Source organism: Chitinivibrio alkaliphilus ACht1 (assembly GCF_000474745.1).
Classification (GTDB): Bacteria; Fibrobacterota; Chitinivibrionia; order Chitinivibrionales; family Chitinivibrionaceae; genus Chitinivibrio; species Chitinivibrio alkaliphilus.
Genome location: NZ_ASJR01000013.1, coordinates 21,086 through 45,073, shown reverse-complemented (window position 1 = coordinate 45,073; position 23,988 = coordinate 21,086). Strand labels below are relative to the sequence as shown.

Here is a 23,988-nt window from a genome sequence, read left to right as displayed (position 1 = left end):
AATTTTTACTATATTACCCCTAATTAATACCTGTCCCATTGTCTTTAGAGGAGGCTGCATGGCTACGAAAAGATTGTCCGGTGTATATACGGCACTTTTCACCCCCCTGAAAAATGATTGTGAAAAACGACTGTACAACTCCATAGATTATGAGAAAACAAAACTGATTATTGATGATCTTATCTCCAGTGGAGTCAGTGGCATTGTTCCGGTGGGTACAACGGGACAAAGTGCAACCTTAAGCCATAAACAGCACCTCGATTTTATCCGATTTGTGGTTGATTATATCGGTGATCGATGTGAAGTAATTGCAGGAGCCGGTTCAAACTGCACCCGAGAATCAGTGAGTATTATTAATAAAATAATGGATATCAAACGTATCCCCGTTCTCTGCGTAACCGGATATTATAATAATCCTCCTCGGTACGGTGTAAAGAAACATTTTGAAACCCTTGCGGAGGAAACAGGCGCAGAAATTGTCCTGTACAATGTTCCGGGACGGACAAATAGTTACATCACAGCGGATACGGTAATAGATCTGGCGCAAAACCCGCAATTTATCGGGTTGAAACAAGCCGTTGACTTTACCATTGGGGGAGATCATCGCGAGGACACCTTAAATATTATCAAGGCAACTGAGGACATGCCCTTTTCGGTTGTTTCGGGAGAAGACGACTCCCTTGCACAGCTCATAAGAGACGGAGGAACCGGGATTATATCAGCCACGGCAAATATCCCCGAAGCCCTAACCATGATGAACACAATTATTACTGAAGCTCGTCAGGGAAATCATGAAAAGGCCTTTGAGCTACAGTTTCAGTTAACTCCTTTGATACAAGCCTGTTTTAGTCGTAAAAACCCAATACCCTTGGGTACATTTTTCAATAGCCCGCTGTATCAACCCCTCTGTAGCGTTCTTGAAACAGAGGATGGTGAGATACTCCGGGAATCACTCCTTGAGCTCATAAACAGTCAAGCACCGTCCCTGAAGAAATACCATCCCTAAGCTCAGGGATGGCACATGGGATGTACTCGTAGACCATCATATCATTAAATATGGCGGGGGAGAGAGCTCCGCCGCCACGTGCTTTCTTGGCAAAAACCACGAGGGAATCCTTTGACCTATCTGTATGGGGCGCCTGGAAATAAAAAGCTCCCGTTCTCTCATGGGGGCTCCTGGATACCACGCCAAAGGAGTATCCCCGGCTTCCTGCAGCAGAGGCGGCTGTGCGAATCAGCAAATGGAGATCCTCTACGGTCTCTCCACCGCCGTGGGGGTCTATACGAAGAAGATATTCACCGGGAGGAATCTCCTTATTTGAAATACTTCCCATAACAAAAATCGTATCAAAGGCTTCGATCCCCACACGCCGTCCGTAAGGATCGCGTAATTCTGTAAGGAGATCACTCTTTGCAGCGGGACTCAGCAATCTCCCGGCACTTACGCGGGTTCCCCAAAGAGTACCGCTCCAATAAAGGGTACGGCGCAGTTCCTTTTTAGAAACATGATCACTCAGATTCTCCACAGTGAGATTATAGATGGTATCTCCCGGAGAAAATTTTGCCTGTACCTCCCCTTCTTCCAAAGAAAGAGCAAGCTCATAGCCATGAGAGGCTACTGCCTGGATAATCTGGGTAAATAATGCATCAAGATTCTGCCCTCTCTTTATGGAGATTGTATCTTCTCGGGATACATAGGAGTGATCAAAGAAACGGATACGAAGAAGGTCTCCTGATGACAGACGAAGAGATGTTCCGGACGATGTGTAGAGAGTAAGAAGAGACGTTTCTTTCTGAGCTGGTGCAAAAAAGGGGGTCGTTGCAAAGAAGGAGTATTCCTGCTCTTTCTCATCATCATGGCCAGAAGAAGGCTCTAATATGCCGCACCCAAGAAAAAACAGAGGAACGACGAAAAGAATGAAAAGATTTCTACTCCACATACTTTCCCCTTTAAGAAACCCGTCCTGTATATTATTTTACAGTAAAAACCAACAGGGATGTATATACATATGAAAATTGCCTTGTGTCAACTCAATCCCATTGTCGGAGATATTGAGGGAAACCTTAAAAAAGCCGAAGCAATCATCGAAAATATAAATTATCGCAGGGCCGATCTCTTTGTGTTTCCCGAACTCTTTATCACCGGCTATCCTCCACGGGATCTCCTTGATCATACGTGGTTTATTCAGCAAGCAGGATACGCCCTGGATCGGCTGTGTATGCTCTCAAAAAGCATTCCGGAAAAAGCACTTATCACCGGAGCGATACTCCCCAATACCGGTCCATACGGACGAGCACTCTATAATTCAGCAGTGTGTATCATGAACGGCAAGATACTCTTTGCTCAGCACAAGAGCCTCCTCCCCAGCTATGATGTTTTTGATGAGCATCGATACTTTGAACCCGCCTCGGAACACGGCACCTTTGTTTTTAAGGATACACGCATCGGTATCACCATTTGTGAAGATATGTGGGCACGAAACACCCACTCCTTTACCTATGAGCAAAACCCCGTACACGAGCTTAAAAAATGTGGCGCAGAGCTCATCATCAATATCTCAGCATCTCCCTATTACCGTAACAAATCGCAGCAGCGTCTTCGCGTAATACAAGATCACGCCCGTTCTGAAAAGATCCCCTTTATCTTGGTAAATACAGTAGGCGCAAATGATGAACTGATCTTTGATGGCGGTTCCACTGCAGTTAACGCCCATGGTGTCTGCATGAGCCGTCTTCCCTTTTTTGAAGAAGCCCTTGAAATAGTTGATATGAATGATACAGACACGGTACCAATCCACACAAGTCGTACAGATGATTACGAAGAGCTTCGCCAAGCTCTTGTACTGGGTATTCAAGACTACTTCTCTAAAAGCGGCTTTACGCATGCCTTCATTGGCCTATCTGGAGGAATTGACTCTGCAGTCACAGCAGCCCTTGCTGTGCAAGCCTTAGGAAAAGAAAATGTGCGGGGCATTACCATGCCCTCAAAATACTCATCCCCCGGATCGATAGATGACTCACGCAGCCTTGCCTCTAATCTCGGTATCTCCATGGAAGAAATCAGTATTGGCCAGATTCATACCGCCTTTGAAGAGGAACTCGCTCCTCACTTCTCCGAATTTCCACCAAATACAGCAGAAGAAAATGTACAATCACGGATTCGAGGGGCCCTTCTTATGGCCTTTGCAAATAAGTTTGGGGCCCTTGTACTGAATACGGGAAACAAAAGCGAAATGGCCGTGGGATACTGTACGCTCTATGGCGATATGAACGGTGCTCTTTCCATATTGGCAGACTTGTACAAAACAGAAGTCTTTGCCCTTGCACACCACCTTAACACCATGGGAGAATGTATCCCGGAAAACACCCTTAGCAAGCCCCCTTCAGCAGAATTACGAGAAGAACAACTTGATCAGGACACCCTTCCTCCCTACGATCTTCTTGACGAAGTGCTCTTTGCCTTGCTGGAAGAAGATCAGTCAAGCGAAGATCTTATCAGTAAAGGCATAGACCCTCAAATTGTGCACTGGATAATTCGTTCGTTACAAATAAATGAATATAAACGTCGCCAAGCTCCGCCAGTATTAAAGGTAACCCCAAAAGCCTTTGGCATGGGACGACGATTTCCCATTGTCAGCAAATACGAATGGTAATTGTCTCCGTCATACTTCTGGGGATACTCTTCAATCCCCTTTGGGCCGGCCCCATGGAGTCCACGCAGGACTCCCTCTTATACGATTATCTACTGCAGCAAGAGTACGAACGTGCACGAAATATGGTTGCAGAAAAATCCTTGGGTACGAGCGATTCTCTGTACTATTTGGTAAGCATTGAAAATGCACGCATTATTGATTATGAATCGTTCATCCCGGAGTCAACCTTTTTCCATGGGCTCTGCAAAAAAGCCCGCACACACCTTGCGCATATTCCCGACCCAACCCAGGACGAACGCTTCTATAAAGCTTCCATTCTCTCCATGCAGGGACTTCACTATCTCAAACAGGGGCGTTCCCTACGGGGATTACAGGCAAGCCGCAGGGGAATCAACCTCATGCGTGAACTGGAAAAAGAAGGATTTACCCCACACCCCCTTGTTGAAGCGCGTGCACTCTATGAATATTACAGCGCCACTTCTCTTCGATGGGTACCCTTCACGGGAAATCCCAAGGTCCCCCTTGAGACGTTACACTCCTTGGGACGATCATCGTCAATCCATCATTTGTTTACCTTGCAAAATCTCTTTTGGATTTATTACGATCGACAGGAGTATACCACTGCATACACCCTGATACAACGGGCCCTGGAAACATACCCCCACAACACACTCATGCTTCGTGCAGCGGCAAATGCTGCGTATCATATGGGAAATTATACGGTAGCCCTTGAAAAGGGCTATAGACTTATTACGAAGGCGACCCATCGTGAACCCCGAAACTTAGCTGATATACTCTCTGCTGCTGTTATTATCTCCCGCAGTTATATGGCACAGGAAAACACAACACAAGCGGCAGAAACAATTCGTCAAGCACTCTCACACTCTCCCTCTGAGTATGAAGCGCGCATTGAATGGGTGCAAAAACATCGAGAAACCTTGAGGAACCTTCGTGAAAACCTATAGAATACTCGAAAACCATCTCCACGCGATACAGAATACACCACTACAACCATATCAGAGCATCAGTACACTCTCCCCAGCTCTCAGACATCATTTTACCAGGAAATTCCGCCATGACGGGTAAAACACCAACCCTCGTAAAACTCCTTATCACCATAACTCTCCTTGCAATACTTCTCGGACAAACAAGTTCAGAAGATATTATTTCACCACTTCGAGGAATCTCTTTTCTCCAACTCCTGTCACTCATCATGCTTGTGTTTCTCATGCAGTTTCTCCATGTAGTCAAGTGGTATGGCATATTACGAAAAACGGCCTTACGACAGGTGTCCTTTGCCCGTCTTTTCTGTATTCACTTCTCGGCATTTTTCTTTCAATCCATACTTCCTTCTGCAGCAAGCGGGGATATTATTAAGGGAGCACGTCTTGCCCAAAATGAAACAGCCAAAATTGACGCAGCAACGTCGGTACTATTTGCCCGAGCCATGGGATTTGTAATTCTTGCAGCCCTGGGAGCACTCTCATTGATACTTTCTCCCGATCTTCACCGAGACCTCCCCCCCATGGCACAACGCATATTTGTGCTCATCTATCCACTGCTGGGAGTATCTATCCTCTTTCTATTTTTTCCTTTGCATAAGAAGCTCCTTCCCGCCACGTGGGTTCGCCCGCAAAAGATTATCGCCACCATGCAAAAAAGCCTTCGCCACTACCTTTGCTGCCCTGGTATTCTTACATTAACCATTGTTTTAGGGTGCAGTATTTTTCTTCTCCTGGTTGGCATTAGCTTTTACATCTTTGCTCTCATTGGTGCCCCCATGGGCTTTCTCGACTTGCTCATGGTGCTCCCCATAATTACAGTGCTTACCTTTATTCCCTTCACCATAAACGGTGCCGGTGTACGAGAGTATACGTTCCTGCTGTTTTTTCCGCACCTCACGGTGTCGCAAGTTATGGCTTTTGCGGCCTTGTTTTATAGTGCGACCCTCTTTGTTGCTCTTGGGGGAGGAGCACTCTATCTTGGAGAGATTCTCCTGCAACGTTCTCAAAGAAAGATCTAAACAACTGGTAGCCACAGAGCACCTGCAATGACACAGCACGGGAAATAACCGCTTGGGGTGAAACAAGCTCTGTGTGAATAACCTCTCCTTCCATAGTATTTCCCATGTTCCGCTTGTCTAAAGCACGGCACTCACGACGGGAAAGTTCTTGGGTGACACCAAAAACCATACGGCCTCATCACTTCCTCCCGGACTGGTAAAAAGAGGCTTATGGTGCAATAAAAAGAGATCTGTTGCACCGATGCACATCCCTGTCTCCTCCTCCAACTCACGACAGGCAACACCACGGGGATTGTCCACCTCATCATCAAGCATTCCTGCAGGAAATTCACAATGAACTTCCCCATCAGCAATACGACGCTGGTTCACCATGAGAAAGAAAGACCTTCCCTCTTCTTTACAAATAATATGTGGTACAATAACCACCGCATCGCCCCGTAGAAAAAGAATGCCCGGAAGAGTTTGTCCCTGTGGCGAGAGCACATGTGATTCAACATATGCAAAAAGAAGTGAGCCATCGTTTTTTCTGTGCGAGGCACGCACATCAGCACCAACAAAACGACAGAGTGAGCGATCTATCTTCTTCTTCCATCGTGCTGCTTTTGCATACTGTGTAAAAAAATTCATCTGATTTTTTCCTTTTTGCAAAATGAACATAGTCGTAGTTATATTACAAAGAACATCTACTCATGAGGAGTACAACATGAAGATAACCCTTCTCTGTAATATACTCTTTGCCTGCACGGTCACGGCACACCTGATCTCCTTTGATGAGATACCAGAATGCCGTGGAAATACCTATCTTGTGACAGGAGAATTCTCCCGTGCAGACTCCTTATTCCGCTCCATTGAATATGAAGACTCCACGTATTTTTATCTTAAGATGGGAGAGCTTCGCCGAAGAGAAGGGGATATTGCAAAGGCCATGCAGTACCTTGATAAGGTTATACTCACAGACAGCCCCTACAAACCCTTTGCATTTCGTCGCATGGGGGATATCTATGTCGATCAAGAGGAGTGGAAACGGGCAATTCTTTACTATCGCGAAGCAGCACATTATACTGACATAGAGTCCTATCGCTTTTTTCTCTTCAGCAAAATAGACTCTCTTGCCCAAGCCCATGAACATCATATTGGGCGCATTAATTGGATACTGCATTGGCGTCGCCTTGTTCATGGCGAAGATGTACCAATCCCTGAAAAAACCAATTGGCCTGTCGTAATCAGAGAGACTGGTATTACCGGGGAAAACTACCACTCCAACCGTACAAAAGCGGTGGCTGAATCTTCCTTACGGTCATATCTCCAAGCCCTAGACACAACCAGGGTACAGGGGGAAATTACCCCTGACACGGCATTTCATATCTCAAAAGACCTCATGGAACAGGGGCTTCATCGCTCCGCAAGCCGCTGGCTTCACTACGCCCTGCGTCGTGATGACTTTTCTCGCCGCGTCACAGACAAGGAGTACTTGCACCATCGTACTCTTCTAAACTATCACTTAGAAAACTGGAGTAACACCCTGCGCTGGGGCCGGGAATATTATGAAAACCATGGGAATAACTCAGAGATTCTCTACCGTATGGCCCGGTCATATCGCAGTTTGGGCAATCAAGATGCGGCCAATGAGTGGTACAACAAACATGTTTCCTATTACCCCACCAGTGCACGAAGCCATAGCATCATCTGGTACATGGCGTGGCAAAAAGAGAATCGCGGTGATTTTGACGCGGCACGAGAGGCCTTTGCAGAAATTCGCAACACCACACCCGATCGCCGCTTTGGAGATGATGCTGCGTTCCGAGTGGGACTGCTTCATTTTCGCACGGGTAACTACGAAAAAGCCATAGAAGAGTATCAAACCTTCTGTCGTCAATTCCGCTCATCTCCGCTCTACCCTGGAGGCTACTACTGGATCGGACGATCATATGCCGCCCTTGAAGACAGGGCAAATGCCGAAAAATATTATGAGCGTGCCATCTCTACTGATCCCACTCATTACTATGCATGGATTGCGCGTAAAGAACTGGAAACTGAGGAACTCTCCTTTGATACCACCGATCGATGGAAACAAAGGTTGAATCGACAAGGACAAGGTTCTACAGCCCCTGAGGAAAATGCACGTTTTGAGCATGCCTTACGCTTAGGATCACTTGGTTTTTCCGACGAGACCTATTTTATCATTGAACCCCTCACTCTTCAATCAGGAACAAATCATGGAACACTCCTAAGCCTTTCCGATCTTTACATGCTTATGGAAGAGTATCATGAATCATACAGAATTATGAGGAACCTGTACTATCGGGTTCCCCTCTCCATTCGCCGAGATGCGCCCCGTGGTCTTCTTGAACGGTATTATCCACAGGTGTACCCCTTTGAAATAAGCCTCGCCAGTGCTCAGTTTTCCGTATCTCCCTATCTGATCCCCGCTATTATGCGTCAAGAAAGCACCTTTCATGAAACCATTGGTTCCCCCGTGGGTGCCTTGGGGCTTATGCAGATCATGCCTGCCACGGGGCAACAAATTGCTCGGGAGTTAGGACGCCCTTTTTCTCGAAACATGTTGTTTAATCCTGTTATCAATATCGACTTCGGTACCTATTACATAGCAAAACGCCTTGAACAGTGGGATGGAAGCAAAGTGAAAGCCTTAGCATCGTATAACGGAGGTGCCCACAACGTACAACGATGGGTTCGACGCAATGAGGCAATTCTTGATGATGAATATCTCTTTGTCGAATTTATCGCCTTTTCAGAAACACGGGATTATGTCAAGAAAGTATTAGGTAATTATTGGACCTATAGAGCCCTCTATGGAGAAAGAGACCCATCGTAGCTTTTACAATGAATTCCTGATCCCGTAAGATAGATCTCCATTCCTGTTGCCTCACAGGAAAAAACACGGCGTTCATTCTTCATACGAACAATGAGATCGGGAACTATTTTTTTCCGAATATAGATAGCAAGATGACTCTCATTGCTCAGCATTTCCTGTCGTGTTTGTTCAATTGCTTGCTCAGCCCGATTTTTTTTAGCAAGAAGGTCGCGAAGTTGCATTAACTTCTTTCGAATCTCCCCTGCCATTTGTGGCTTTAATACAATCATACGACGAATCATCTCTGTATCATGCAAATTAACAGGACAACTGTTTTGAACACGTAAGAGAAGAGTATCCAAGCGTTTCACAAGCTTCTGTAGTTGACGCTCCCGTATTTCCAAAGAAGGGTTATATCCGCAAAAAAGTGTTGTATCAGCGTTATATGAACCAACAGAAGCAAGGTCCATCCCCTTCATGGCAATCAACCGCCCCCCCACCACACTGGTATTACTCCCCTTCATACTCTTGCCCATCACCGTAATATACGCGCGGGAGAAAAGAGCACTCTGCCATACAAAATTACGAACCTGAATACTCCCCTCAACCATCATGGCACTATCCTGTACAAAACCAACCTCACAATTACCCTGCACAGAAATATCGCTATTTTCTCCAAAAAGACCATTTCCGATGTAGAGATTTCCCTTACAGCGAACAATACCTCCGTTTTCTATATTGCCTTGAATAGAGACATTCCCTCCGCTCTCCACTGAGTAACCACTGCAGAGGTTTCCCTTTATGATCACATCTTTTTCGTACCGAATATTGCCACTTTCAATACCCGCATCTCCCGTAATGACAAGCTCCTCAACAACAGAGACAGAACGAGTATCAGTAATGAGAATCCCTGTCTTCTCAGCACGATATATGATACGCCCCTGATCCTCTTCGGCTGCAATATTATCCAGTATTCGAAAGGCCATATCCTTACCCTGATATGCCCGAATACGCGTGCCATCAACATCGATACCATCTTCACCCGCAGAAGAGAGCACTTTTTTCTGCAACTATTTCTCCCTGTTTTACCATAAGATACGAACAAAACGACTTCATATCTACCCGTTCATGTGACGGTAAAACCTCCTTGGAATGCTCCTCCTCCACGGTAAAGCGAATCCCCCCGTCACATCCATCTTTTTTTGCCTTCCCCCGATACACTAACACCGTTTTCACCTGTTCTCCACGAACAATAGACTGAAACGCTTCAGAGGAAATAAAGGGCGGTGAGTCTACCTCATACTCTGCAACAAAAGAATCTCGCTGTTCCTGTAGATATTCATACAACTTCTCTGCCCCCAACGTATTGGGAAGAATAACACAGTAGCGTTTCAGTTTCTCCTCACGATCTTCAAATGGGAGCAACAGGCTTATGCGACCCTGTTCTTCCGCTGCAAGATATCCCGGAGTAACCGCGAAGAAGCGAAGACGATCCCCCTCTTCATGCATTTCTAGAGACCCATCTGTTGCAAAAAGCCGTTGCGGTGGCTCCGGCCACAAAGGCCTTCCGTAAAGGTCTGATTCTTCGGTGTAGAGCAGCACAGAAAAAACTTCTTCTCCCACTTGATAAAAACGGGGAGTATGAGACACATGGGGCACCTCCTTATGCAGTATGGAGGTACGAATACTCATGCAATAATGGAACATCTTATCTGCAGAAACCCCCTCCGTAGTATGAGGAAAAGAGACCGCCCTATCCCTATTTTCTGTTTCTGCAATAGGGTATGCGGTAAAGGGTTTTCCCATGAGAACCTGGGAGATGTTCTCATCGATAATGCCATGGACAATGTGCAAATCTTGTAAACGACGATACACGTCATCCACCATGGCATCGCCTGGGAAATCAACAAGATACGACCGTGTTGCATCTTTTGACACTTCTATACGAATCTGTGTGCTCAGGTTCATCGGTCAAGACGACTCTATAATAGAATCCAACTGCTGCAAGACCCGAGGAAGATCTGCCAGAGTTTTTTGTTGATACAAGTAAATAATAACTAAGTTTGCAAAGGTTTCAATAATGGGATATAGTTCGGAAATATCTTTCTTGTCAATATCTTTCAGCATAAGATATCCGAGATTTTTCCGGTTCTTCCGCAAACGAGAGACTACCGTACAGTCACCTTGCACAGAAAACCCAGCCTTATTAAACTCCCCTTCAGTTACCACCTGATCAACCTGTGCGTCCGCAGGATATATAAAGGTAGCCTCCAAATATGGTGAGTTTATTTGTACTACCCGTGCCTTCCCAAAAAACACAAGATTTTCTGCAACTGCACGAAAAACCGTCTCCAAGGGTTCATCATTAATAATGAGGTTCATAATGCGTGTTCGTTCTTCAAGAAGCTTTGTTCGCATGGCAACCATGGATTCAAGATTACGATTAATTTTCTCCAGCTCACTCTTTTTCTCCTCCAAGGCAAGAAATAGACGTTTGCTCTCCTTTTTCTTATCGAATAACTCAAGGGCGTTTTTCATGGTCATTAATAGTTTTTGCCGATCCCAGGGTTTATCAATATATCGCCAAATATCACCCCGATTAACGGCTTCTATGATATCCTGCATCTCCGCATTACCAGAAAGAGCAATACGAACAATATCTGGATCAATTTCCCGTACCGCATCAAGTACGGCAATCCCGGACATCTGTGGCATTTTTATATCCGAAACCACCACATGTATGCCTCCTTCACGAACACACTCAAGGGCATCCTCTGGATCATCCATAAAGAGCGGCTCATACTGAGATAATCCAAAGAAGACCCGCTTTAAAGAATTCAGGATACTTTTTTCGTCATCAACAAAAAGAATCTTACCCATGATACCCCTCGCTTTCATCACAGAGAAAATGTTCCACTATGGTTATGAGTTTTTCCTTGGAAACAGAAAAGAGTGAACAAAGAGGTAGCTCAGATGAAAAAAACTCATCCAGGGTACCTGCATGTATATGAGATGAAAGCTGATCAGCCACGTGAATCAGCCCTATGGCAACCGGGTCAGTGACATTTCTGTTTTCCGGTTCATGGTGATACAGGGCCGTTTCTATGAGTTCTTGTGGAAGATTCCACCAGTCCATGGCAAAGGCACCGAGTTCTTCGTGACCAATTCCAAAAAATTGGCGTTCACACTCCCGAGAAGCGCCAAAACTGGTTTCACCGCCATAGCAATACTCATATTTCTCAAAATCGATATTCATCATAATAATCTTCCCTAAATCATGGAGTAATCCTGCCACAGAGTAGGTTTCGGGGGGCTTTTCTCCCATAAGCTGAGAGTAAAGATATGAAAAGAGGCAGTTTACCTGATTTGAATGCTCCCAAATATCTGTCATATCCGAAGACAAACAATCTTCCGCAGTATAGGTATCAAAGAGTTTTATAGAAAGAAGAACGGTTTCAAGGGCATCGAGCCCAAGGTATGATACCGCCTTACGCACCGATGAAATAGAAAGACCAAAAAATGCCGTATTTACCAAGGAGAGAAGCTTTGAAGACAGTACTGGATCTTTTTCCACCTCCGCTGAAATATCTTCCATATCACGATCTTCCATAATCATGGAATGTATCTTGATATAACTGCGGGGCAATTCCATCAAGTCAAAATTGTCCGCAAGCACCTCTATGGCAACAGAGTGTTGCATATCGTCATACAGCTTAAAGAGATAATACACTTTCTGCCGAAGAAGGGTATTGTCCCACGGTTTTGGAATGTATAATTTTGCAAGGTTATCAGTGACACACTCTATGGCCGTATTTTCATCTGTATAGGCTGTTAAAACAATGACAAGGAGAGAGGGATACAGCATTTTTGTATCCGCAATAAATCGTCGTCCATGCATATGATCAATGGTGATATCGATAATAAGCATATCGGGAGAGAAACGATCTAAAACCTCTTCAGCATCAGAGAGTGTTTGAGCCGACTCCAGCTCATACTCCTCAGAACGAAAACAACGTTGTAAGGAGTGAATAATATTAATTTCACTATCGACAATGAGAATATTTTTTTTCATGAATCCCCCATAGGAAGGGCAATAAAAAAAGTTGTACCCACTCCAACCTCCGATTCAAACCACATATCGCCACCATGTTTTTGGACGATAATATCGTAGGAAATACTCAAGCCAAGACCGCTCCCCCCACGTGCTGTTTTCGTAGTGTAAAAAAGGTCAAAGACCCGACGTTCATCAGACTCAGCAATACCGGTCCCCGTATCGGTAATGGCACACACCACCGAAGAAGACTCGGCAAAGGTGCGAATGGTAATACTCCCACTCTCCCCGCCCTTCTCCTCTATAGACTGTACGGCGTTAATAAGGAGATTCAGAAGAACCTGATTAACCTCACCAGCCACAAGAGGAACAGAGGGAACCTCCTGTAGATCAAGACGGATATCGGCAATATATTTAATTCGATTTCGTGCTATAACAAGGGTGCTACGAATAAGATCACGCACATCATGGAGCTCCATAATTCGCTCTTTATCATACCGTGCAAAGTGCTTCATATTTTTGACAATATTCTCAATCCGCTCAATCCCCTCTCTATTTTCTCGCAAAAGCGTATCGGCATCAGCACGGACAAAATCAAGTTCTCTGGCATCTTCTACGGGTAACCCATTGCCGTTTCGAAGCGTTGCGATAAGCGCTTCAACCCAATCGCGATATTCAAAGAGGGTTTCGTGATTGCTTTTTATGAAACCGAGGGGGTTATTTATTTCATGAGCGATACCTGCGGCTAATTCTCCCAAGGAAGCCATTTTTTCCTGTTGGACCAATCGTGCCTGCGTCCGGGAGATTTCTGCATAGGACCGTCGGAGTTCTTCATTTTTTTCCTGCAACTCCTTTGTATGGATATCTACTTGCCGACGCAATTCAAAGGACCGCACTCCTGCAGATATTTTCGCCTCTGCCACGGCAAATTGAAACGGTTTTTGGAGAAAATCATCGGCCCCCGCATGCAGTGATTGTACTAATTTCTCATCGCTATCAAAGGCGCCGGTCATCATAATAACATAGGTGTGATATTTTCGGTCTAACCGGGACAACTCTTGCAGAAACTCTCCTCCGGAAAGTTTCGGCATATTAAAATCAAGTAAAATGAGAACGTAATCATGCAAAGAAAGGGTTTGCAGAAACGCAAGGCCTTCACGGGATGACGTAAAGGAATCTACGGAAAAGCCTTTTTCCTGTAATATACGCTGAAGATTCTCACATATGAGCAGATCATCATCTACAATAAGAAAACGCATGCATGCCTCACACAAACAACCCTACTAATAAAAATTATACCGTATCAGCAGGGAAGAGACAAGCAAAAAAAAGGAAGTGACTCACTTCCTTTTTTTTTGGGGGGGGTGACAGACCGTAGTATTACAATTCCTTACGATGACGCATTCCTTCAACCTTCATGGGAAGGCCAAAGCACCGAATAAACCCACCGGCATCCTTTTGATCATACAATTCAACATCGTCAAAGGAAGCAAGTTCATCGACATATAGAGAATTCTTCGACCACGCACCGGCCGGAACAATATTTCCCTTGTAAAGCTTCAGACGGACCTTCCCAGTAACACTCTCCTGCGTAGAATCAACAAAGGCATCAATAGCTTCCCGAAGTGGGGTAAACCATTTTCCATCATACACGAGGTCGGCATAGGTTAAGGCAAGCTTTTGCTTTTCATGAAAAGTATCTCGATCTAAGGTCAATTCTTCGAGATTCTGGTGTGCTGCATAGAGGATTGTCCCACCGGGAGTCTCATAGACACCACGAGACTTAATTCCGACCAAACGGTTTTCAACAATATCAATTTGCCCAATAGCGTGTTTTGCTCCAAGGTTGTTCAATTTTTCCACAAGAGCAAGGGCAGAACTCATCCGTTCACCATCGATACCAACAGGAACACCTTTTTCAAAGTCAATCTCCACATATTCTGGTGTATCAGGGGCTTCCTCCAAAAGAGTAGACTTTGTATAAACAGTATCGAGGGGTTCATTTCCCGGATCTTCGAGCTCGCCTCCTTCGTGGCTGATATGCCAGATATTTGCATCCTCGGAATAGATTTTCTCCTTTGATACCGTAAGGGGAATATTATGCGCTTCCGCATACTCAATACACTCTTCACGAGACGTGAGGGTCCATCGGTCATCTTTCCATGGAGAAATAATCGTGAGATCGGGAGCTAAGGCCATGAAGGTAAGCTCAAAACGAACCTGATCATTCCCTTTTCCCGTGGCTCCATGGGCTACCATGGTTGCGCCTTCTTTGCGGGCAATCTCCACCATACGCTTTGCAATAAGAGGGCGACCATGACTTGTTCCAAGAAGATACTTGTTTTCATATACTGCTCCTGCTTTTAAAACAGGGTATATGTAGTCGGTAATATATTCTTCCTGCAAATCCTCAATATATGCCTTCACCGCACCGGTTTTCAGGGCCTTTTCTTCGAGCCCTTCAAGCTCATCCTTTTGTCCCAGGTTACCGCACACGGCAATAACCTCACAATCAAAGGTGTCAATCAGCCACTGAATCATTACAGATGTATCCAACCCACCGGAGTAGGCGAGAACACATTTTTGCTTTGCCATAGGTGTCTCCTTTTTATCTATTTCAATTATTGAGCTGTAGTTATAAAAAAAGCGACCCCGCAAGATCGCTTGAAGCATTTCTGCATAGTTGTTCTATTCTATGGCAGCTGGAGCCATGGCCATGGAATGCAATCCATTATCAACATACATGGTTGTTCCGGTTATTGCCCCTGCCAAGGGGGAAAGAAGAAATGTCGCAGCTGTCCCCACATGATCGGCCGTAAAATCTTGTGTTAAGGGGGCGTTGGCCATGCTGTATTTTACTGCCTTGTCAATAAACCCAATGGCACGGGCTGCCCGACTGCGCAAAGGACCTGCAGAAATGGTATTCACCCGAATATTCCATTTTCGGCCCGCCTCAAAGGCAAGGGTTCGTGTATCACTTTGCAAAGCTGCCTTTGCCGCACCCATACCGCCACCATACCCTGGAACCGTTCCATCTGCAGCAAGATAGGTGAGAGAAACCACAGATCCCCCCTCATTCATGACGGGGCCAAATTTCTGAACTAAGGAAACCAAGGAATATGCTGAAGTGGAAAAGGCAGTCAAATACCCTTCTCTACTTGTTTCAAGAAGATCCTTGTGCACCTCCGGTCCATTGGCTAGAGCATGTACAAGAATATCAATTTTTCCATACTTCTTTTTCACCGCCTTCGCCGTTTCTTCCAAGGCAAAAACAGCATGTTGCGCATACCGCTTACTTTCACGAACTTCTCGCGGAACATCTTTCATCGTATCATACACGGCATCAAGGGGAAACACGTCAGCAATTTCAAGGGTGCCACCATCATCCAAAGCCGTATCCAGTTTTCCCCGTTCAAGGATTTTCTTAAACATATCATATACAGGAGGCCACGTACCCACTAATACCGTTGCACCCGCCTGATTAAGTCGCTTCGCGATGGCCCAACCGAACCCTTTATCATCGCCTACACCCGCTATAAAAGCGGTCTTTCCAGTAAGATCTACTTCAAGCATGTAAACACCCTCAGAAAGAAATTATTTCTATTATATTCTCTTCGATAAATATACACCTTTGCACCATTAATATACAGAAGATTTTGTATATATATATTTTTAGGGCTTGAATCTGTACTTTTTAGAGGAGAGTAGAAACATGAGTGGTAGAAAAGTGATGACCCAAGAAGGGTTTGATGATCTTTTCAACGAACTGGATCATTTAAAAAAGGTTGAGCTCCCGGATATCATCTCTCGTGTTGCAGAAGCCCGCGCCGAAGGCGATTTAAAAGAAAATGCAGAATACCATGCCGCGCGGGAAAAACAGGGCCACATTCAAGATCGTATCCACTATTTAGAAACCACACTCTCCGGTGCACAGGTCCTTGAAAAAAAGGAGGACAGTGACTCTGTTGTATTTGGATCGCAGGTGACCATTGTAGAACCGGAAGATATGGATGACCCTGACATGGTGGAGGAATACACCTTGGTAGGCGCTGATGAATCAGATCCAACGGCAGGTAAAATTTCCGTTACATCTCCCATTGGAAAAGCACTCTTGGGGCACGCCGTGGATGATATTGTAACGGCCCATACACCAAACGGCCCCATTGAATTCAAAATACTCAAGGTACAGTAATTTATTTCAGTAAGGACTTATGAAACAGATAGCAAATATTCGTAACTTTTCAATTATTGCCCATATTGACCACGGAAAATCAACCTTAGCAGACCGCTTTCTTCAGCTCACCGGGACAATCTCGGAACGCGAGATGCAGGAGCAGCTTCTTGATGATATGGACTTGGAAAAAGAACGGGGGATAACCATAAAATCCCACCCCATCCAGATGGTATATACAGCACAGGATGGGCAGGAATATTATATGAACCTCATTGATACTCCCGGACATGTTGATTTTTCCTATGAGGTATCCCGCTCCCTTGCAGCATGTGACGGCGCAATACTTGTTATTGACGCTGCACAGGGGATTGAAGCACAAACGCTTTCCAATATTTACCTCGCCATGGATAATGATCTCACCATACTCCCCGTGCTAAACAAGGTTGATCTTCCTTCTGCACGGCCGGAAGAAGTGGGAATGCAGGTTGCTGAACTCTTGGGAGTTGAGCCGGAAGAGATACTCCACTGCAGCGCTAAAACCGGCGAAGGAGTTGTGGAGATCTTGGAACAAATTGTTCACGACATACCGGGCCCTTCCTACAGCGGCAAAACAACAACAGAAGCCTTGGTCTTTGATTCCGTGTTCGATTCATACCGCGGAGCAATCGCGTATGTCCGTATCTTTGAGGGTGAACTTTCCAAGGGTGATAAAATTAAGTTTCTTCATACCAATCGCGAATATGAGATTGTTGAGTTGGGGCGGCTCGGATTAAAACGAACCTCGCTCACCACCTTAACCACAGGGCAGGTGGGATATGTCATCTGTAACATAAAAGAGCTTGACGATATAAAAATTGGTGATACTATCACCACCATAGCGGATCCTTCCGACACTCCCATTACAGGGTATAAAGAGGTAAAACCCATGGTATTTAGCGGGCTCTACCCAGTGGACAAGGGAGAGTATGAAAATCTTCGACAAGCCTTGGACAAACTCAAACTCAATGACTCATCCCTTACCTTTGAGCCTGAATCCTCTCAAGCCCTGGGGTTTGGCTTTCGCACGGGCTTTCTCGGACTGCTACACATGGAAATTACTCAAGAGCGACTTCGAAGAGAATTCAATGTTGAAATTATCACCACCGTTCCCAATGTGGTCTACCACATTATTCTCAAAAGCGGTGAAGAACGATTTGTAGAACGTCCCGGTGATCTCCCGGCCCCCGGCGATATAGAGACCATTCTTGAACCAATTGCAAAAGTACAGATTATTACGCCCACAGACTATACCGGTGCTATTATGAAACTCTGTGAAGAAAAACGGGGAAATCTCGATCATATGGAGTATTTGGAGACAACCCGGGTTAATCTCCACTATCATATCCCCATGGCGGAACTCATGCTTGACTTTTTCGACAAACTCAAGAGCGTCTCCAGTGGCTATGCCTCCATGGATTATGAATTTGACGGGTATTCCGCCGATGCCTTGGTGCGCCTTGATATCCTCATAAACAAGGAGCCCGTAGATGCCTTTTCCACCATTGTGCATCGTGATGATGCCTACCACATTGGGCAGCAATTGACAGTAAAACTCAAAGAGCTCATTCCCCGCCAAATGTTTCAGGTGGCCATTCAAGCGGCTATCGGCTCGAAGGTAATCGCCCGTTCAACGGTGAAAGCCTATCGGAAAGATGTGACGGCAAAATGTTACGGCGGTGATATCAGCCGTAAGAAAAAGCTCTTGCAAAAACAAAAAGAGGGGAAGAAAAAAATGAAAAGCATTGGGAAAATAGAATTGCCGCAAAAGGCCTTTCTCGCAGTGCTTGATCGCAATAGTTAAGCCATGGACCGCACAACCTACATACAGAATAAGCGGCGGTTTCCCGTACAAGTCATACGAGATAGTACCGCCGCCTTTGATGCAGGAGCAACGGTGCATTTTCTTGCTCGGTATCGTAAAGAAATGTGTGCTCCCCTCACGGAAGAAGATCTTTTTACACTCTTAGATGACTGTCATGAGTATACCGCGTTTATAGCACGGAAAAATGCCATAGAAAAAGAACTGAAGAAGCGAGATCTATTACACAAGGATGTAATACATGCTCTCGCCGCTGCAACGTGCAGAAGCGAGTTGGAGCAGATCTATCTTCCATTTAAACAGAGTCGTACAACGAAAGCAGAGTCAGCGCGTCGCGCAGGGCTTACCCCTGTGGCAGATCATATTTCGACATCACGAAAAGGTTCACAGCAGCCAAACTGGTCCGAATGGGTTGATATGTCCCGTGCTCGTCGCTTCGGCTATACCACAAAACAAGAAGTTCTTGCGGGGGCAGCAGAAATTATTCAAGACCGGCTTCGCAAGAACCGACGCCTTCGTTCATGGCTCACCGCACGGATTCGTAAAAAAAGCAGCATACGGGCCTCTAAGAAAAAAGAGGCACCAGCAGGCTCCTCTACTGCCGATACCTACGACGGTTTTTCATCTCCCCTTCACCAGGTAAAACCGCACGCCCTCTTAGCCCTGATGCGGGGACAAAAAGAAAAACTCCTAACCCTTCGCATAGAGTACCCGCGCGCCCAGGCAGAGGCGTACATTGAAAAAAACATTCTCCGTCCCCAGGGAACCTACGCCTCCCTCATTCGCCGCTGTATTACCACGGCTCTTTCCAAGGACCTTCTTCCCGCCATAAAGAAAGAGGTCCTCAGAGAAGCAGAGGAACACGCCCACCGCCACTCCATCGATATTTTTTCGCAAAATCTCAAAAAGACCCTCCTTGCTCCCCCCGCAGGGGCAGTACCTGTTTTAGCCATGGATCCCGGCTATGCCCACGGCTGTAAATGCGCACTTCTTTCCGCTGTTGGAGAGCCCCTCAAACTTACCACAGTCTACCTCACCTCACCTTCCAAACGGGCACAGGCAAAAAAAGAACTGCATCGTATCATTACAGCGTATCATCCCAAGCTCATTGGTTTGGGAAATGGTTGTGCCTCTCGAGAAACGCGAAAATTTCTTCAACGTGAGCTTCTGCCGGAGCTTTCAGACACTCCATCCCTTGTTATGGTGCAGGAAGCGGGGGCATCGGTATATTCTGCCTCTGTGCGAGGAAGAAAAGACTTTCCTCAGTATGATATTACCCTGCGCAGCGCCATATCGTTGGGACGCCGTCTACAAGACCCCTTAAGCGAACTTATCAAGATTCCTCCACACGCTTTGGGACTAGGACAGTACCAGCACGATGTTCCTGTAAAGGCCCTTCAACAGAACCTCCATCGTACGGTGGAACAAGTGGTTCATCGTATCGGTGCAGATCTCAATACCGCCTCAGAAGATATCCTCGCTACACTCTCGGGCCTCAATCGCACCGTGGCACAGAATATTATTTCCCATCGTAGCCAAAAAGGCCCCTTCAGCAGTCGCCACGAACTCCGTTCCGTTCTAGGAATCGGGCCACAGCGATACACCCAAGCAGTTGGGTTTGTCCGCGTAAAAAACGGAGATTCACCCTTGGAAAACACAGGGATTCACCCGGAACAATACCCCCTTGTTGAAGAAATCTGCCGCCATCTTGCTTGCACCATAGAAGAACTGTGTAGCACTCCGGCTCTTCTCGAGGACATTCAGCCCCATACTTTTACGTTTGGAAAGGTTCACAAAGAAACCCTCGAAGATATTTTTTTTGAGTTACGTAACCCCGGCCTGGATCCCCGTCAAGAATTCTCTCTTCCGGAGTTTAACCAAAGGGTGTTCTCCATGGATGATCTCCATACGGGGATGGAGATTTCAGGAGTTGTCGTAAATGTCACAGACTTCGGCGCCTTTGTAGACCTTGGAATTGGAGAGAAAGGGCTCATTCATATTTCACATCTCAGCGACCATTTTGTGGAGCATCCCTTGAACGTCATAGCTCCCGGGGAGTTCGTTAGGGTACGCATTCTCTCTCTGGACACGCAGAGGAAACGTATCGGTCTTTCCCTTATCGACGAAACATCCCCTTCATTTTCTCAACAAAGTAACGCATGAGCGAATCCTTGATAACATAATCAGTACGATCAATCTCGCCCATCTCACGGTGGGTTTCAACATGCATAAAAAAGGTTTTATTTTCCGATAAAACCTGACTTGGATACACACTCATATGCCCAACAATGAGATAGCTTACAATACATGCAATTGAGCCGTAGGAACCAACATCAACTCCAAAGAGTTCAATGGCAATGAGTATTGCCGCAAGGGGGGTATTTGTCGTCGCCGCAAGAAAGGCACACATCCCCACTGCAGAATACAGTGCAAGATTTCCTCCCACGAGTTGTGCCCAAATGTTTCCTGCCGTGGCACCAATAAAGAAAATAGGGGTTAGAATACCGCCACTGCCCCCCGATCCGAGGGTTATTGAGGTGGTAATCATTTTTAGTAACGATGATTCCGGTGCAACGGCATTTCCTGCCAAGGCATGGTCGATTACATGAGTTCCCAAACCAACATAATCAAGAGAGCCCGTGAAAAACACAACCAGGACAAGAAACAGCCCGCCCCAGAAAGCCTTTGTATACCCTCCGAGGGGTATTTTTTCGATAGTCCGCTCAATCCCGTACAATACATAGATAAAGAAAATAGCAACAATTCCAATGATAATACCAAGAAAGAGCATATTGAAGACCAAGGCTATTTCATTGGTAATGTCAAAATCAATCTGGTATATAAGATGGGTAACACCCATGTTTTTTGTAACGAAAAAACTAAAATATGATGCAATAAGAGCCGGCATGAGTTCCCGATATGAAAACTTCCCCACATAAATTACTTCACCCGCAAAGATTGCCCCCGCAATCGGCGTCCCAAAAACAGCGGAAAAGCCGGCACTAATCCCGCATAGGACAAACCGTTTTCGGTTAATTGGCCCCATTCGAAAAATACGAGCTGCGGTTGAAGCTACCCCTGCTCCAATTTGGGCACAGGGCCCTTCCTTTCCAGCAGAACCTCCCGCAATAAGAGTAATGAGGGTTGCGAACAATTTCACCGGAATCACCCGAGTATCAATCTCTCCATCTTTTTTGTGCAACGATTCTATTACTTTTTCCGTACCATGCCCCCGGGCATCGGGAGCAAACCGCCGAACAAGGTACAGGCTCACCATAAACGCCGCAGGTATTGCTAGATAATAGAGTGGTATCATACTTGCTTGTGAAATACCATAGTCAAGGGTTTTCAAGAAAACCCCCGAGACCCCTCCGACAAGAACACCAGCGATAATTGCAAGGAAAAACCACTTAAGAGTGCTCAATATAATAAAGGTATTGGCAAAGAGAATCCGCAATATGGTCGATTGCACGAGTTTCATTATTGGCCCCCAGAAGAGTACAATGCAATATATATCCTTCAATATCTGAATTGCGTATTTTTATTACGCGAACAGTACCAAGGATTCTACATCAAAACCTCTCACAGAAGAGGAGTTCATTCTCTGTAAAAGCATCTCTGTTTTCTCTTTTTCCACAACATATATTCAACCGGTATAGACTACGATATTCTGAAGAGGCTTTCATGGCACAGCTTCCACAGCCCCGCCTAAAAATCAACCTTGATGCCCTACACCAGAACCTGCAAACCCTCTGCTCTACTGCAGGAGTAGAGACAAGCGAGTGTATTCCGGTGATTAAAAACAGTGCTTACGGCCTTGGCAGTGGAATCATTGCGCATCGGTTAGAACAATGGGGGGTTACAACCTTTGCCGTGGCAACTCTGGCAGAAGCGCTTTTTTTACGACACAAAAAAAGTACCGCTGCCATACTTGTGCTTGGTCGAGTTACCCCGGAAGATTTCTCCGTAGCAGAACAGGCAAACCTCACCATTTCAGTTATCGATGCCACGCATCTGCGGGAGCTGCAAAACTACAACGGCTCCATCGCCCTAAACATAGATACGGGAATGCATAGATGCGGACTTCCCTGGGAGGACATCCCCACACTTCTGAAAGAACTCTCTCCCCTTGCTGGAAAGATACGTTCCCTCTACACCCACCTTCATTCTGCAGACAGCACAACCGCTCACGAAGAAACACGGCTCCAGCAAAGCCGATTCTCCCACTGCTGCAAAATACTCTGGCAAGCCGGTATACAGCCCCCCGCAATCCACTGTGCAAATAGTGCGGGGTCCCTTTTCTGGAAACATGACTGCTGCACGCACATACGCCCCGGAATAGCTCTATTTGGGTGCCACCCAGACCCTCACATACCAACCCCGCGCCTTGCCGATGTGGCCTCTATCCAAAGTACGGTCTGTTCTATACGAACGTTGAAAAAAGGAGAGGGCGTGAGCTACGGACATACGTGGCATGCCCCGAAAGACACCCGTATCGCCACCATTGCCTTAGGTTACTCCGATGGGCTTCCTCGAACGCTCTCTACGGAAAACCTCCTCATTCAAATCGGAGACACCCTCTACCCTCAAGTAGGACGAATCACCATGGATTATCTCATGGTTGATATAGGAGACACTCCTGTTCATGTGGGAGACCTCGCCAACATAACCCATGAACAGGCATCTATTGACACCCTTGCCTGCGCAGCAGGAACCATCGGATACGAACTCCTCTGTCGTTTCGGTTATGCCATGACCAAAGAATATTATGAAGGAGGAAAAAAAATAGCAACACTTAAACGGAGTATATTTTAATGCCCCTCCTTACACAGGTACACCGTCCGGGGGTAATTACCGCAAGGAAGGGGAGAAACATTGTGGTACAACTATCCCCAGAAAGCCTCAAGAGTGTCTGCACTGCCACGGGGTGCTCGGGATGCACAAAAAACTTCACCCCTCTCAAAATAACCCTCCCTTCCCCCGGTAAAAACGCCGAGCCAGGCATGCATGTTCTTGTATACTTACCCGTACTGCACGAAGCCTTTGCTGCCTTTCTTGTTTTTATACTACCCCTCTGTGTCAGCGGAGCAACCTATGGAGCCCTGCTTTTTTTCTTGATACACCACCCGACCACCCCATTCCCATCTTGGGAAGTATCTTCGCCGTGCTGCTTTCCTTGTTGCTACTCAGCCAAGTAGATTTGCTTGTACGAAGAATTTCAACGCCAACCGTTGTACCATGTAAAGAGAACAAAATCTAAATTACCCTTGTCTTTATTACACAGTATATAGTATATTATCCTCACATATGAACGGAGCGTGGCGCAGCCTGGTAGCGTACCACAATGGGGTTGTGGGGGTCGGAGGTTCAAATCCTCTCGCTCCGACCATATGAAGCCTTCTTTTTTTGGAAGG

General features: G+C 46.0%; 19 protein-coding genes and 1 tRNA gene. 10 read left to right on the top strand and 10 right to left on the bottom strand.

The annotated features are described in order from the left end of the window. The first annotated feature begins 58 nt into the window (after positions 1 to 58). Complete coding sequence (dapA, locus tag CALK_RS07595) at positions 59 to 1,006, top strand: 4-hydroxy-tetrahydrodipicolinate synthase (RefSeq protein ID WP_022637093.1); 948 nt, start codon at positions 59 to 61, stop codon at positions 1,004 to 1,006. Here dapA and CALK_RS07590 read toward each other — a convergent pair. Then, entirely contained in the window at positions 963 to 1,940 is a 978-nt protein-coding gene (locus tag CALK_RS07590) for a hypothetical protein (protein ID WP_022637092.1), read from the bottom strand. The genes dapA and CALK_RS07590 overlap by 44 nt on opposite strands. A 69-nt stretch (positions 1,941 to 2,009) precedes the next feature. Between CALK_RS07590 and CALK_RS07585 the strand changes: the two genes are divergently transcribed. From CALK_RS07585 to CALK_RS07575, 3 genes are all read left to right on the top strand, one after another. Then, entirely contained in the window at positions 2,010 to 3,653 is a 1,644-nt protein-coding gene (locus tag CALK_RS07585; RefSeq protein WP_022637091.1) for an NAD+ synthase, read from the top strand. Beyond that, positions 3,647 to 4,618, top strand: a complete 972-nt coding sequence (locus CALK_RS07580; protein ID WP_022637090.1) for a tetratricopeptide repeat protein — start codon at positions 3,647 to 3,649, stop codon at positions 4,616 to 4,618. The genes CALK_RS07585 and CALK_RS07580 overlap by 7 nt, the downstream gene beginning before the upstream one ends. 110 nt (positions 4,619 to 4,728) lie before the next feature. Further along, positions 4,729 to 5,676 (top strand): lysylphosphatidylglycerol synthase transmembrane domain-containing protein, encoded by a 948-nt coding sequence (locus CALK_RS07575; RefSeq protein WP_022637089.1) that lies wholly within the window; start codon positions 4,729 to 4,731, stop codon positions 5,674 to 5,676. Between the two features lie 117 nt (positions 5,677 to 5,793). On the opposite strand, the gene CALK_RS07570 is transcribed toward CALK_RS07575, so the two are convergent. Next, positions 5,794 to 6,303, bottom strand: coding sequence for an NUDIX hydrolase (locus CALK_RS07570; protein ID WP_022637088.1), 510 nt, complete (start codon positions 6,301 to 6,303; stop codon positions 5,794 to 5,796). 76 nt (positions 6,304 to 6,379) lie between these two features. On the opposite strand from CALK_RS07570, the gene CALK_RS07565 reads away from it, so the two are divergent. Then, positions 6,380 to 8,512, top strand: coding sequence for a transglycosylase SLT domain-containing protein (locus CALK_RS07565; RefSeq protein WP_022637087.1), 2,133 nt, complete (start codon positions 6,380 to 6,382; stop codon positions 8,510 to 8,512). Here CALK_RS07565 and CALK_RS07560 read toward each other — a convergent pair. The 7 genes from CALK_RS07560 to CALK_RS07530 all read right to left on the bottom strand — a co-directional run bounded on the left by CALK_RS07560 (position 8,488) and on the right by CALK_RS07530 (position 16,115). Next, positions 8,488 to 9,561: a FapA family protein gene (locus CALK_RS07560; protein ID WP_022637086.1), complete on the bottom strand. Its 1,074-nt coding sequence runs from the start codon at positions 9,559 to 9,561 to the stop codon at positions 8,488 to 8,490. The two genes, CALK_RS07565 and CALK_RS07560, sit on opposite strands and share 25 nt — an antisense overlap. Further along, the gene (locus CALK_RS07555) at positions 9,530 to 10,459 is read right to left on the bottom strand and encodes a flagellar assembly protein A (protein WP_022637085.1); all 930 of its coding nucleotides are present in this window, start codon (positions 10,457 to 10,459) and stop codon (positions 9,530 to 9,532) included. Before CALK_RS07555 ends, CALK_RS07560 begins: the two co-directional genes overlap by 32 nt. A 3-nt stretch (positions 10,460 to 10,462) precedes the next feature. Beyond that, on the bottom strand, positions 10,463 to 11,371 hold the full coding sequence (locus tag CALK_RS12230; RefSeq protein ID WP_022637084.1) for a response regulator: 909 nt from the start codon (positions 11,369 to 11,371) through the stop codon (positions 10,463 to 10,465). Further along, positions 11,364 to 12,563, bottom strand: a complete 1,200-nt coding sequence (locus tag CALK_RS07545; protein WP_022637083.1) for a response regulator — start codon at positions 12,561 to 12,563, stop codon at positions 11,364 to 11,366. The genes CALK_RS12230 and CALK_RS07545 overlap by 8 nt, the downstream gene beginning before the upstream one ends. Beyond that, positions 12,560 to 13,801 carry a response regulator gene (locus CALK_RS07540; RefSeq protein ID WP_022637082.1) on the bottom strand — a complete coding sequence of 414 codons (1,242 nt, stop codon included), beginning with the start codon at positions 13,799 to 13,801 and terminating at the stop codon, positions 12,560 to 12,562. The genes CALK_RS07545 and CALK_RS07540 overlap by 4 nt, the downstream gene beginning before the upstream one ends. A gap of 121 nt (positions 13,802 to 13,922) precedes the next feature. Then, positions 13,923 to 15,137: an argininosuccinate synthase gene (locus tag CALK_RS07535; protein WP_022637081.1), complete on the bottom strand. Its 1,215-nt coding sequence runs from the start codon at positions 15,135 to 15,137 to the stop codon at positions 13,923 to 13,925. A gap of 93 nt (positions 15,138 to 15,230) precedes the next feature. After that, positions 15,231 to 16,115 carry an enoyl-[acyl-carrier-protein] reductase gene (locus CALK_RS07530; RefSeq protein ID WP_022637080.1) on the bottom strand — a complete coding sequence of 295 codons (885 nt, stop codon included), beginning with the start codon at positions 16,113 to 16,115 and terminating at the stop codon, positions 15,231 to 15,233. Between the two features lie 139 nt (positions 16,116 to 16,254). Between CALK_RS07530 and greA the strand changes: the two genes are divergently transcribed. From greA to CALK_RS07515, 3 genes are read left to right on the top strand one after another with little or no spacing between them, the layout of a single operon-like run. Next, positions 16,255 to 16,734 (top strand): transcription elongation factor GreA, encoded by a 480-nt coding sequence (greA, locus tag CALK_RS07525; RefSeq protein ID WP_022637079.1) that lies wholly within the window; start codon positions 16,255 to 16,257, stop codon positions 16,732 to 16,734. Between the two features lie 19 nt (positions 16,735 to 16,753). Next, on the top strand, positions 16,754 to 18,556 hold the full coding sequence (gene lepA / locus CALK_RS07520; protein WP_022637078.1) for a translation elongation factor 4: 1,803 nt from the start codon (positions 16,754 to 16,756) through the stop codon (positions 18,554 to 18,556). A gap of 3 nt (positions 18,557 to 18,559) precedes the next feature. After that, complete coding sequence (locus CALK_RS07515; protein WP_022637077.1) at positions 18,560 to 20,737, top strand: helix-hairpin-helix domain-containing protein; 2,178 nt, start codon at positions 18,560 to 18,562, stop codon at positions 20,735 to 20,737. Here the strand turns inward: CALK_RS07515 and CALK_RS07510 are convergent. Beyond that, positions 20,691 to 22,055 carry a chloride channel protein gene (locus CALK_RS07510; RefSeq protein ID WP_022637076.1) on the bottom strand — a complete coding sequence of 455 codons (1,365 nt, stop codon included), beginning with the start codon at positions 22,053 to 22,055 and terminating at the stop codon, positions 20,691 to 20,693. The genes CALK_RS07515 and CALK_RS07510 overlap by 47 nt on opposite strands. Positions 22,056 to 22,258: 203 nt before the next feature. Here CALK_RS07510 and alr point away from each other — a divergent pair, with 203 nt between their 5' ends. Both alr and CALK_RS07495 read left to right on the top strand, forming a co-directional pair. Beyond that, on the top strand, positions 22,259 to 23,389 hold the full coding sequence (alr, locus tag CALK_RS07505; protein ID WP_022637075.1) for an alanine racemase: 1,131 nt from the start codon (positions 22,259 to 22,261) through the stop codon (positions 23,387 to 23,389). Between the two features lie 497 nt (positions 23,390 to 23,886). Beyond that, positions 23,887 to 23,963: transfer RNA gene (locus tag CALK_RS07495), tRNA-Pro, on the top strand. Positions 23,964 to 23,988: the final 25 nt, after the last annotated feature.

Excerpts from the sequence above, each read along its gene's own strand:
- CALK_RS07510 (WP_022637076.1), bottom strand. The coding sequence starts at position 22,055 with ATGAAACTCGTGCAATCGACCATATTGCGGATTCTCTTTGCCAATACC.
- CALK_RS07535 (WP_022637081.1), bottom strand. The coding sequence starts at position 15,137 with ATGGCAAAGCAAAAATGTGTTCTCGCCTACTCCGGTGGGTTGGATACA.
- CALK_RS07530 (WP_022637080.1), bottom strand. The coding sequence starts at position 16,115 with ATGCTTGAAGTAGATCTTACTGGAAAGACCGCTTTTATAGCGGGTGTA.
- CALK_RS07575 (WP_022637089.1), top strand. The coding sequence starts at position 4,729 with ATGACGGGTAAAACACCAACCCTCGTAAAACTCCTTATCACCATAACT.
- CALK_RS07555 (WP_022637085.1), bottom strand. The coding sequence starts at position 10,459 with ATGAACCTGAGCACACAGATTCGTATAGAAGTGTCAAAAGATGCAACA.
- lepA (WP_022637078.1), top strand. The coding sequence starts at position 16,754 with ATGAAACAGATAGCAAATATTCGTAACTTTTCAATTATTGCCCATATT.
- CALK_RS07585 (WP_022637091.1), top strand. The coding sequence starts at position 2,010 with ATGAAAATTGCCTTGTGTCAACTCAATCCCATTGTCGGAGATATTGAG.
- CALK_RS07580 (WP_022637090.1), top strand. The coding sequence starts at position 3,647 with ATGGTAATTGTCTCCGTCATACTTCTGGGGATACTCTTCAATCCCCTT.
- CALK_RS07570 (WP_022637088.1), bottom strand. The coding sequence starts at position 6,303 with ATGAATTTTTTTACACAGTATGCAAAAGCAGCACGATGGAAGAAGAAG.
- CALK_RS07590 (WP_022637092.1), bottom strand. The coding sequence starts at position 1,940 with ATGTGGAGTAGAAATCTTTTCATTCTTTTCGTCGTTCCTCTGTTTTTT.
- CALK_RS12230 (WP_022637084.1), bottom strand. The coding sequence starts at position 11,371 with ATGGGTAAGATTCTTTTTGTTGATGACGAAAAAAGTATCCTGAATTCT.
- greA (WP_022637079.1), top strand. The coding sequence starts at position 16,255 with ATGAGTGGTAGAAAAGTGATGACCCAAGAAGGGTTTGATGATCTTTTC.
- CALK_RS07540 (WP_022637082.1), bottom strand. The coding sequence starts at position 13,801 with ATGCGTTTTCTTATTGTAGATGATGATCTGCTCATATGTGAGAATCTT.
- CALK_RS07545 (WP_022637083.1), bottom strand. The coding sequence starts at position 12,563 with ATGAAAAAAAATATTCTCATTGTCGATAGTGAAATTAATATTATTCAC.
- CALK_RS07565 (WP_022637087.1), top strand. The coding sequence starts at position 6,380 with ATGAAGATAACCCTTCTCTGTAATATACTCTTTGCCTGCACGGTCACG.
- dapA (WP_022637093.1), top strand. The coding sequence starts at position 59 with ATGGCTACGAAAAGATTGTCCGGTGTATATACGGCACTTTTCACCCCC.
- CALK_RS07515 (WP_022637077.1), top strand. The coding sequence starts at position 18,560 with ATGGACCGCACAACCTACATACAGAATAAGCGGCGGTTTCCCGTACAA.
- alr (WP_022637075.1), top strand. The coding sequence starts at position 22,259 with ATGGCACAGCTTCCACAGCCCCGCCTAAAAATCAACCTTGATGCCCTA.